The 8,970-nt window shown below is 73.0% G+C and carries 7 protein-coding genes; 4 read left to right on the top strand and 3 right to left on the bottom strand.

Annotated elements, in window-relative coordinates; translation table 11 throughout:
- Nucleotides 1-72: 72 nt before the first annotated feature.
- From IEZ31_RS48415 to IEZ31_RS48405, 3 genes are read right to left on the bottom strand one after another with little or no spacing between them, the layout of a single operon-like run.
- Complete coding sequence (locus tag IEZ31_RS48415; RefSeq protein WP_190256894.1) at nucleotides 73-1,545, bottom strand: hypothetical protein; 1,473 nt, start codon at nucleotides 1,543-1,545, stop codon at nucleotides 73-75.
- The gene (locus tag IEZ31_RS48410) at nucleotides 1,542-2,660 is read right to left on the bottom strand and encodes a hypothetical protein (protein WP_190256893.1); all 1,119 of its coding nucleotides are present in this window, start codon (nucleotides 2,658-2,660) and stop codon (nucleotides 1,542-1,544) included. Before IEZ31_RS48410 ends, IEZ31_RS48415 begins: the two co-directional genes overlap by 4 nt.
- Nucleotides 2,657-3,433, bottom strand: a complete 777-nt coding sequence (locus tag IEZ31_RS48405) for a hypothetical protein (protein ID WP_190256892.1) — start codon at nucleotides 3,431-3,433, stop codon at nucleotides 2,657-2,659. The genes IEZ31_RS48410 and IEZ31_RS48405 overlap by 4 nt, the downstream gene beginning before the upstream one ends.
- Nucleotides 3,434-3,624: 191 nt before the next feature.
- Between IEZ31_RS48405 and IEZ31_RS48400 the strand changes: the two genes are divergently transcribed.
- From IEZ31_RS48400 to IEZ31_RS48385, 4 genes are read left to right on the top strand one after another with little or no spacing between them, the layout of a single operon-like run.
- Complete coding sequence (locus IEZ31_RS48400; RefSeq protein WP_190256891.1) at nucleotides 3,625-3,948, top strand: helix-turn-helix domain-containing protein; 324 nt, start codon at nucleotides 3,625-3,627, stop codon at nucleotides 3,946-3,948.
- 55 nt (nucleotides 3,949-4,003) lie between these two features.
- Entirely contained in the window at nucleotides 4,004-5,059 is a 1,056-nt protein-coding gene (locus tag IEZ31_RS48395) for an endonuclease domain-containing protein (protein WP_190256890.1), read from the top strand.
- A gap of 6 nt (nucleotides 5,060-5,065) precedes the next feature.
- Nucleotides 5,066-5,728 (top strand): hypothetical protein, encoded by a 663-nt coding sequence (locus IEZ31_RS48390; protein WP_190256889.1) that lies wholly within the window; start codon nucleotides 5,066-5,068, stop codon nucleotides 5,726-5,728.
- Complete coding sequence (locus tag IEZ31_RS48385; RefSeq protein ID WP_229837011.1) at nucleotides 5,725-8,829, top strand: ATP-binding protein; 3,105 nt, start codon at nucleotides 5,725-5,727, stop codon at nucleotides 8,827-8,829. Before IEZ31_RS48390 ends, IEZ31_RS48385 begins: the two co-directional genes overlap by 4 nt.
- Nucleotides 8,830-8,970: the final 141 nt, after the last annotated feature.

The following is an 8,970-nucleotide window of genomic DNA, read 5'->3' as shown; positions in this document are numbered from 1 at the left end:
CGCTTCGCTCCGGCCGCATGCCTTCCAAACTGAGCCCACGATGACCGGCCCCTCCGCTTCGCTCCGGACCGGTCATGACCAGGCCTCCACGGCGTCCTCCTCGGTCGGCTGCGGCGACGCGGGCGGGCCGCCGTGCGTCCACGGCGTCTCGGCGGCGGGCGGGAACTGCCCGGCGGGCTGGTAGGCGTCGGTCAGCGTGCTGTAGGTGACCCACTCGCCGCGGGCGGGGACGCTGCCGGCCGGGGCCTGCAACGAGCGTCCCATGCCGCCGGTGAGCTCCAGCAGCACCTCCAGGCCGTCCGCGGTCGGCGTCAGCGCCAGGATCTCGGCCTTCTGGGCCGGCCGGGCCGGCGACTGCACCGAGACGCCGGTGCCGAGCCGCAGCCCGTCCCGCGTGCGGACGGTGACGTGCGGCCGCAGCCTGCGCCGGGCGCCGGACGCGTCGACCCGGTCCGGCTCGGCCGCCACCACCTCGCCGGCGAACGCCTCGCCGGACAGCCGGTACTCGGCCATGACCAGCGGGTCGTCGAGCGCCCGCTGGGCGTCGTACTGCGCCTGGGCCCGCTCCAGCCGGGCCAGCCGGCGGGCCGCGGCGACGGCCCCGTCCCGGCGCGGCTGGGGCACCGGGTTGTCGCCGGCCAGGTGGTGGACGTAGTCGGTGTAGGCGTCGCGGTCCTCGGCCCAGCGCGACTCGACCCGCGAGCCGGCCGGCAGCGCGCGCAGCAGTTCGAGGCCGCGCCACATGAGCCGCCAGGTCGGCGCGAGCTGGCTCTCCAGCACCGCCTCCAGCGCGGCCCGCGCGGCGGGGGCGCCGCCGCTGCGGGCGTACCGGTTGATGGCCGGCTCCAGCTGTGCCTTGTCGAACACCGGGTCGGTGGCCGGGCCGGCCGGCGGCCAGCGCTCGGGGTCCTCGGCGTCGAGCGCCGCCTCGAACGGCGAGCGCCCGGCGGGCGGGTCGATCCAGGCCATCAGCGCGGCCAGGTTGGCGTCCTCGACCGCGCTCTGCCCGGTCGCCCAGTGCGCGCCGAGCTCGCCGGTGAGCGCGAGCATGAGCGCCGAGCCGGGGTGCTCGGCCCGCTCGGCGAAGAACGTCAGCCACTTGCCGAGGGTGGGCACGACCCGGTCGACGGCATACTCGCCGTAGGTGCGGCGCAGGCGGGTCGAGCGCCCGAAGAGCCGCACGAACTCGACGCCGCCGGGGTTGGGCACGACGAGCTGCGGCGCGTCGGTGGACCGGCGGCGTCCGCGCTGCTCCTCCTGGTGGCGGGCGAAGCCGTCCACGTAGGACACGAGCAGCCGGCCGAGCGCGGCGGCGAAGGCGAACCGCTGGTCGCGGTTGCGCGGCTGGGGAACGATCAGCAGCCGCGGCGCGGCGGGGTCGTCGCCGGCGAGCGCCGCCAGCGGGGCGTTGGCCTCGCCGGCCAGCGCGAGCGGGATGAGGACGAGCGGCCGGTCGGCGACGTGCGTGTGGCGGACGGTGGTGAGCCGCTGGGCCGTCTCGTCCCGGACCGCCAGGGCACGCGCGAGGGAGGTCAGCGACGTCATGCCGGCAGCCCGAAGCACTCGTTGCGCAGGCGCAGGGCTGCCCGCAGTACACCCGCCGCCTCATGCTGCTCGGGAGAGGGAGCGAGCCGGCCGCCGGCCAGGGCGAGCGCCGTGTCGATCCACTCGACGCTGCCGAGCTCCTCGCTCACCGACCGCCCCAGCGCGTGGGTGGTGCCCCGGGCCTCGTCGCGGCAGAAATACGACAGCTCGCACATCGCGAGGCAGTCGGGGGAGTAGCGGGCCGGGATGTGCCCCAGCGCCGAGCGCAGCTCGCTCTCCGGTCGGGTCGGGCTGCCGTCGCGGTCCGGCACCAGGTCGAAGGTGAGCTCCTCGTCGAGCGGCTCCAGCAGCGTGTCGATGCGCTTCATCCGGGCCAGTTGCCGTTCGAGGACGGTGAGCTGGCGGCGCACGTCGACCTTGGTGGCGACCGCGTGGTTGGAGAAGTTCTCGGGATTCACCAGGACGACGTCGTGCGAGACGCGCCCCGGGTCCTCGCCGAGGTCTTCGAGCAGCCGGCGCAGCGCGATCACGTAGACCGCCGACTGGACCGCCGCCGCGGCGACCTTCCCGCCGTCGGCCTGCCCGTCGATGACGGCGAACGACTTGATCTCGACGATGTAGAAGGTGCCCTCGTAGCGGAACGCGATGAGGTCGGGCTCCAGGAACACCTGCCGCCCGCCGACGGGCAGGCGCAGCAGCGGGTGGTCGAAGAGGGTGCCGCCGGCCTGGGGCGCTGCCTGGATGATCCGGCGAGCGAGGGCGTGGCGGACCTCCGGCGAGGTGTTGCCACCGGCCTCCTCCAGGTCGTGGTACGCCACCTCGGGGATCGACAGGTCGAGCACCTCGCGCAGCATCCGCAGCAGCTCGGCGCAGCCGTTGGCCTTGACCTGGCCCTCGAACGCGCGGGTGCGGGTGATCGTGAACGGCGACTGCCCGTAGGGCGGGGGGAACCCGACCCGGGCGGCCACCCGGCGCTTGTCGACGCCGGCCGAGTCCATGACGGCCCGGCGGGAGCACGCGGGGTTGGTGGTGAGCGCGGCGATCGTGCGGGCGTTGTGCGGCACCGGCGGCACCGGGCCCCGCAGCTGGTCGAGCCGCTGTTCGGTAGTGGTCACGGCTGTGCTTCCTCCACCGGCTTCAAGGGACTGCCGAAGAGGCGGCCGACGTCGTCGAGCTGGGCGCGGGCCCGCGCGGCGGCCGCTTCGCGGTGCGACCGGTCGGTTGCGGCGTGGGTGCTGAGTTCGGCCTCCGCGGCGCGGATGACCGCGGCGGGCTTCGCCGACCCGATCCCGTCGGCGGCGCCCGGGATGTTCTCGGCGAACAGCCACAGCAGCCGGGCGGTCGCGCGGTCGACGTCGACTCGCTCCGCGTGCCGGGCGATGTTGATGGCGGCGTTGAGGAAGTCGACGCGCGGGCTGAGCGCGCCGATGACGCGCTGCTCCAGCTCCCACGTCGACACCGCCAGCAGCCCGCGCACGGGTGCGAGGCGGTCGGCGGTGAGCGCGGCGCACAGATAGTACGGCCGGGCGAACGGCGCGGTGCGGAACGAGCGCTCCTCGTCGCGCCGCAGGCTGGTGAGCTTGTCGCCGCGCATGTCGCCGCCGAAACAGGCGCTGTAGACCTGGGCGATCAGCTTCGGCGCGGCCGGGACGGTCAGCAGCGTGAGGGCGCTGTGGACCTGCTCGCGCAGCGGCACGAGCCGCGGCCCGGCGGGTTGCCCGTCGTCGGGCGCCATGGCGTCGAGCGCCTCGTCCCAGGCCTCTTCGAGCGCGCGCAGCTCGGCCCGGAGCATGGCGACGCGCGGCCGGTCACCCGCCGCGGCGGCCTGGCGCATCTGGGCCCGCAGCGGCTCGATCTGCCGCTCCAGCTCCTCAGCGTCCTCGGCCACGCATCGAACCCTACCGCGCTCCAGCATTTTCCAGCAATCCCCCGCATTCACCCGGAACGATTGGGTCGTTCGGCCGATCCTTCCCGGGGTTTCGCCGGCCTTTGTCCGCCTTCGTGGCATCTATTGCATTGGATGGCTCCAGTATGTTCCAGTAAGTTCCAGTAAGAACTCGGCAATCACGGGAGGCAGACATGGAGCGACTGGCCGAGACACTGCTGCGCGGCCTGCAAGCATCGGGCCTGCGGCCGGTGCTCGTGTACGACCTGGAGTCGGCGGGGGAGACGGTGGTCGTGGCGGTGGTGTCCCCGGACCGCCCGTCGACGGGCTGGGCCGCCTTGAGCGACCGCGAGCGGGACGTGGCCCGGCTGGCGGGCCGGGCGATGACGAACCGCCAGATCGCCCGCCGGATGGGCATCTCGCAGCACACGGTGAACTACCACCTGCGCCAGGTCTTCCGGAAGCTGGGCATCGCGTCGCGCGTGAGCCTGGCCGGTCACATCCCCTTCCCGGAATGACTCGGTTGAAGAGCCGACTGTGGGTGATCAGGCCATCGGCATACGGTCGGCGACTATGACGACCGGGGTGCGGTGGTGGGCCGAGCCACCGCCCGGCCGGACCAGCTACCTGGCCGACGTGGATCCCGACCTGCTGAGCGTCGGGCTCGACCCGCTGCCCGCGGGCGCCCCGGCGGTGGTGCGGTTCCATCCGGCCGCCGGCCGGACCGTCGCGCAGTACGTCGGCGCCTTCCTGGACGCCCTCGACCGCGCCGCCGTCGAGCTGTTCCCGCGCTGGCTGCCGGGCGCCGAGCGGCTCGACGGCCGCTCCGAGCTGGGCCTCGCCGCCGCCCGCGCGCTGGCCGGCCGGCTCGCCGCGCAGTCCGAGCACTTCGGCCCGTTCCTCGCCGACACCGCCGACCGCGCGCTCCGGGGCGCGCCCGCCGCCCCGGGCCGGTTCCCGGCCGAGGTCCGCGCGCGGGGCCTCGGCAGCATCCTGGCCTCCGCCTACTCCCGCTTCGCGGCGGCCGTGCTCATCGACCTGCCGGCCGAGCTCACACCGGATGACGAGCGCGCCCTGGTCGGGGCGGCGGAGTGGCTCGCCGGCCACGGCCGGTTCACGGTCTGGCTGGCCGGCCCGGCGTTGCGATTCGTCGACCGCATCCCGACGGTTCGGATCACGTTGCCGGTGTACCTCAAGGATCTGGCCGCCGGGCCCGCACTCTCTCCCGCCGCCGCCGAGCCGCCGCCGGCCCTGTTGACCTGGCCGCCGCTTGCCGGCCTGCCGCGCGCCGACAGCCCGGCCGAGCAGGCGCTGGAGCGCGCGCTGGCACCGCACGACTGGGCCGCGGGCCGGTGCTGGAACCACGAGTTCGACTGGCATCTGCTCGCCAAGACGTACCGCCTGGACCTGTTCTGGCCGGCCGACGGCGTCGTGGTCGAGGTGGACGGCGACGACCACCGCTCGCGCTGGAAGTACGCCGACGACCGCCGCCGCGACGTCCAGCTGCAACTCCTCGGCCACGACGTCCTGCGCTTCACGAACGAACAGGTGCTCCACGACCCGACGGCCGCGGCACTGACGATCCGCGACCTGCTCCAGCTCCGCCGCTCATCCCACTCCCCGAAATGAGGCCCGATGCCAACTGTCCCGAACCTCAGCCCAAACCAGATCCTGGCGCTGGTCGTCTTGATGTCCGAGGCCCGCGAGCTCAACAACAGCGAGCTCAAGGAACTCGCCGGCTTCTCGCTCACCGGCGCGGACAACGCGAAACTGGAGAAGAAGCTCGGCCTCGTGGCGACCGACCGATCGCATCGGCCGTTCTCCCACCAGCTCACCGACGCCGGCTGGGCGGTGGTCCGGGAACTGCACACGATGGACCTGTCGAAGCAGCGCGGGTCGTCGTCGCGGACGATGCTGACGCTGCTCGGCAACATCAACCGGGCCGTGGATCAGCTGCAGGCCACACACGGAGTGTCGATCAGCCTCGGCGAGTTCTTCCGCCAACTGCCTGCTTCTGAGGGCGCTGCTGGTGCCGTGGACCCGGTGGCGATGGTCCGGGCGGCCTACGCCAGCCTGGTTGCGCGGCCGGGCGAGTGGGTGGGCCTGGCCGACCTCCGCGACAAGCTGCCCGACCTGAGCCGGGGCGAGGTGGACGAGGCACTTCGCGGGCTGCTGGACGAGGACGGCGTCCGGATCATTCCGGTCGCCAACACCAAGGCGCTCAAGGAGCGCGACCGCGCCGCCGCCATCTCCATCGGCGGAGAGGACAGCCACCAACTGTCGATCGGCCGGCCGTGATTCCCGCCGCGGAGCGCGCCGCCCTGGAGGCCCTGCACTTCAACCCGGCCCCGACCCCCGACGACATCTGGCGGCCCTCGCCTTACGACGTGCCGGAGCTGCACGAGCGCGCCGTACGGGAGATCCTGAGCGGCGTCAACAAGGCGCGTCGTAGCGACACCGAGACCCCGCTCGGTGTGGCGCTGCAAGGTCGTGCCGGCGCCGGCAAGACGCATCTGCTCGGCGCGGTGCGGGACACCATTCAGCGGGCCGACGGCGGCGGGTACTTCTTCCTGGTCAACATGATCAGCGGCCGTACCTTCTGGGAAAGCACGGTCCAGGGCCTCATCGGCGGCCTGGCGCGCGACGCGATCGGCTCGGGAGCCCAGCTCAAGACGTTCCTGCGCCGCCTCACCGCCCAGCTCGGCATTCCGCCGGAGGTTCGCGACGCGATCGCCGGCAACGCGGCGCTGACCCGCGACCACCTCGACGTGTTCATCGGCGGGCTGCGCCGGTTCGACGCCGCCACTGGCCGGGAGTGTCAGGACACGGCCCGCGCGCTCGCGCTCTACAACTCCCGGAGCTTCGACCACCAGGACGTCGGCCTGGCCCACCTGATCTCGGAGCCGACCGAGCCGGCGGACCGCACCGACTGGGGGTTCACGGCGACCGTCCGCAAGCCGCAGGAAGTGGTCAGCGACATCTCCCGGCTCATCGCGCTGACGCTCAGCCCGAGCGTGATCGCGATCGACCAGCTCGACACGCTGTTCGCTCAGACCACCATCACCATGTTCGAGCGCAACGTCAGCCTTGACCCGGAGCAGCAGGCGGTCGTCGGCGCCATCGCCGACGGGCTGCTGAACCTGCGGGACGTCACCCAGCGCACCCTGATCGTGATGTCCTGCCTGCCCGACACCTGGGAGCTGCTGAAGAAGGGCGCGCCCGGGCCGGTCATCGAGCGGTTCCGGGAGACGCTGCTGCCCGACCGGATCCGCAGCGCCGAGATCGCCCGGATGATCGTGGAGAAGCGGTTCTCGGCGACCTATCGGGAGGTGGGCTTCACCCCGCCGTACCCGACCTGGCCGATTCAGCCGGAGGCCTTCGACGCGGCCCGGGACTTCACACCGCGCGCCCTGCTCCGCCGGGTCGACCACCACCTCCACCGCTGCCTGGACACCGACGAACTGGTCGAGCTGGACCGGTTCCCGGACGTCGAGCCGCCGGTGGTCGTCCGGCACACCACCGGCGATCTCGGTGAGCTCGACGCGACGTTCGCGCGGCTGGTCGCGGAGGCCGACGTGAGCGAGGCGCTCAGCAAGTACTCGGAGGATCTGCACATGCCGGCCCTGCTGGCGGCCGGCATCAGCGCGTGGATCGACGAGCAGGCGCCCACCGGCGTCGTCTACAAGCAGGACTCACCGCCCCCGAGCACCAACCCGCCCCTGCACGGCCGCCTCATCCAGGTGCTCGACGAGGCGACCGAGAACGAGGCCCACTGGGGATTCCGCTCCATCGCCCACGACCATGCGCGGGCGGTCATCTCTCGTGTTCACAATGCGCGGGTTCTGGCCGGGCTCGACCGGAAGGTCCCGCAGCGCAAGTTGATCCTGTTGCGCCGCGAGAACTGGCCGACCGGGCCGCGGACCAGGGAGGTCATCGAGGGTTTCCGGGCCGAGGGCGGCATCTGGCACCGGATCGACGACGCGGACCTGAAGGTCTTCGACGCGCTGCGCCGGATGCAGGCCGTGCCGCACGCGCTGTTCGGCGAGTGGCTGGTCGCGCGGCGGCCGGCGAGCCGGACGCGGCTCTTCACCGAGATCCTCGGAGCAGCACCGCCGCCGGCCCCGTTGTCGCCCGCTGCTGTCGCGGCACCGACGCCGGGCCCCGCGGAGGACGACCGCACCGTCCGGCTCGGGAAGGTCATCCAGGACGAGGCGCCGTTCGTGGTCAACCTGGAGTCGCTGCGCCGCCACACGGTCATCTTTGCCGGCTCCGGCTCCGGCAAGACCGTGCTCATCCGCCGGCTGGTCGAGGAGTGCGCCCGAAAGGGCGTCTCGGCGATCGTGCTCGACCCGAACAACGACCTCGCCCGGCTCGGGGACCCGTGGCCCGAGACGCCCGCGGGCTGGGGCCCGGGCGACGACGAACGGGCGCGGGACTACCTCGACCACACCGAGGTCGTCGTGTGGACGCCCGGCGTCGGGGGCGGCCGTCCGCTGAGCTTCCAGCCGCTGCCGGACTTCGGGCCGGTGCGCGACTCGCCGGACGAGTTCGACCAGGCCGTGCGGGCCGCGGTCGACGCGCTCGCCCCACGCGCGGGCGCCGGCGGCACCACCAAGCTTGCCGTCCAGAGCAAGGCCGTGCTGACCGAGGCCCTGCAGGCCTACGCCCGGGGCGGCAAGGTCGGGCTGGAGGGCTTCACCGACTTCCTCGCCGATCTTCCGGACGACGTCAGCCGGATGGCCAGGGCGGGCAAGCTCGCACACGACCTCGCCGAGACGCTGAAGGCGGCGATGGTCAACGACCCGCTCTTCGGCGGCAAGGGGGCGGCGGCGGATCCCGCAGTGCTGCTGACACCGTCGCCGGGAAAGCGAGCCCGGGTCTCGGTGATCAGCTTCATCGGCCTCATGTCCGACGAGGAGAAGCAGGGCTTCGTGAACCAGCTGCAGCTGGCGCTGTTCACCTGGCTCAAGCGTTACCCGGCCGGCGACCGGCCCCTGGGCGGCCTGTTCATCATGGACGAGGCCCAGACGCTGGCGCCGTCGACCGGGACCACCGCCTCGACGGCGAGCACGATCACGCTGGCGTCGCAGGCGCGGAAGTACGGGCTGGGCCTGGTCTTCGCCACCCAGGCCCCGAAGGGCCTGCACAACCAGATCTCGGGCAACGCCACGACCCAGTTCTTCGGCCTGCTGAACTCGCCGGCCCAGATCGACGCGGCCCGCGAGCTGGCTCTGGCGAAGGGCGGCCGGCTGCCGGACATCGGGCTGCTCGGCAGCGGCCAGTTCTACGCGGCCGGCGAGGGCTTCTCGTTCGTCAAGGTGCGAACGCCGCTCTGCCTGACCCACCACCCGAAGGCGCCGTTGTCCCCGGAAGAGGTCATCGAACGGGCCCGCCGCTGATCGATCCGGTCGTCGCCCCGGCTCGCGGCCGCCGAACGGCCGCCGAGCCGGGCGACGCTCTTTTTGTCACCGGCACGAAGTCGGCGGTAAGAAGCGTGCCTCGGGGCGCATTACCTCGTGACGAGAGATCCTCGGCGCTGG

This window comes from Dactylosporangium sucinum (assembly GCF_014647515.1).
In the GTDB taxonomy this organism is placed as follows: domain Bacteria; phylum Actinomycetota; class Actinomycetes; order Mycobacteriales; family Micromonosporaceae; genus Dactylosporangium; species Dactylosporangium sucinum.
The sequence above is the reverse complement of the archived record's forward strand: the minus strand, read 5'-3'. Positions and strand labels throughout refer to the sequence as shown.

Coding starts and splice junctions, on each gene's coding strand:
- IEZ31_RS48415 (WP_190256894.1), bottom strand. CDS start 1,545: ATGACGTCGCTGACCTCCCTCGCGCGTGCCCTGGCGGTCCGGGACGAG.
- IEZ31_RS48390 (WP_190256889.1), top strand. CDS start 5,066: ATGCCAACTGTCCCGAACCTCAGCCCAAACCAGATCCTGGCGCTGGTC.
- IEZ31_RS48400 (WP_190256891.1), top strand. CDS start 3,625: ATGGAGCGACTGGCCGAGACACTGCTGCGCGGCCTGCAAGCATCGGGC.
- IEZ31_RS48395 (WP_190256890.1), top strand. CDS start 4,004: ATGACGACCGGGGTGCGGTGGTGGGCCGAGCCACCGCCCGGCCGGACC.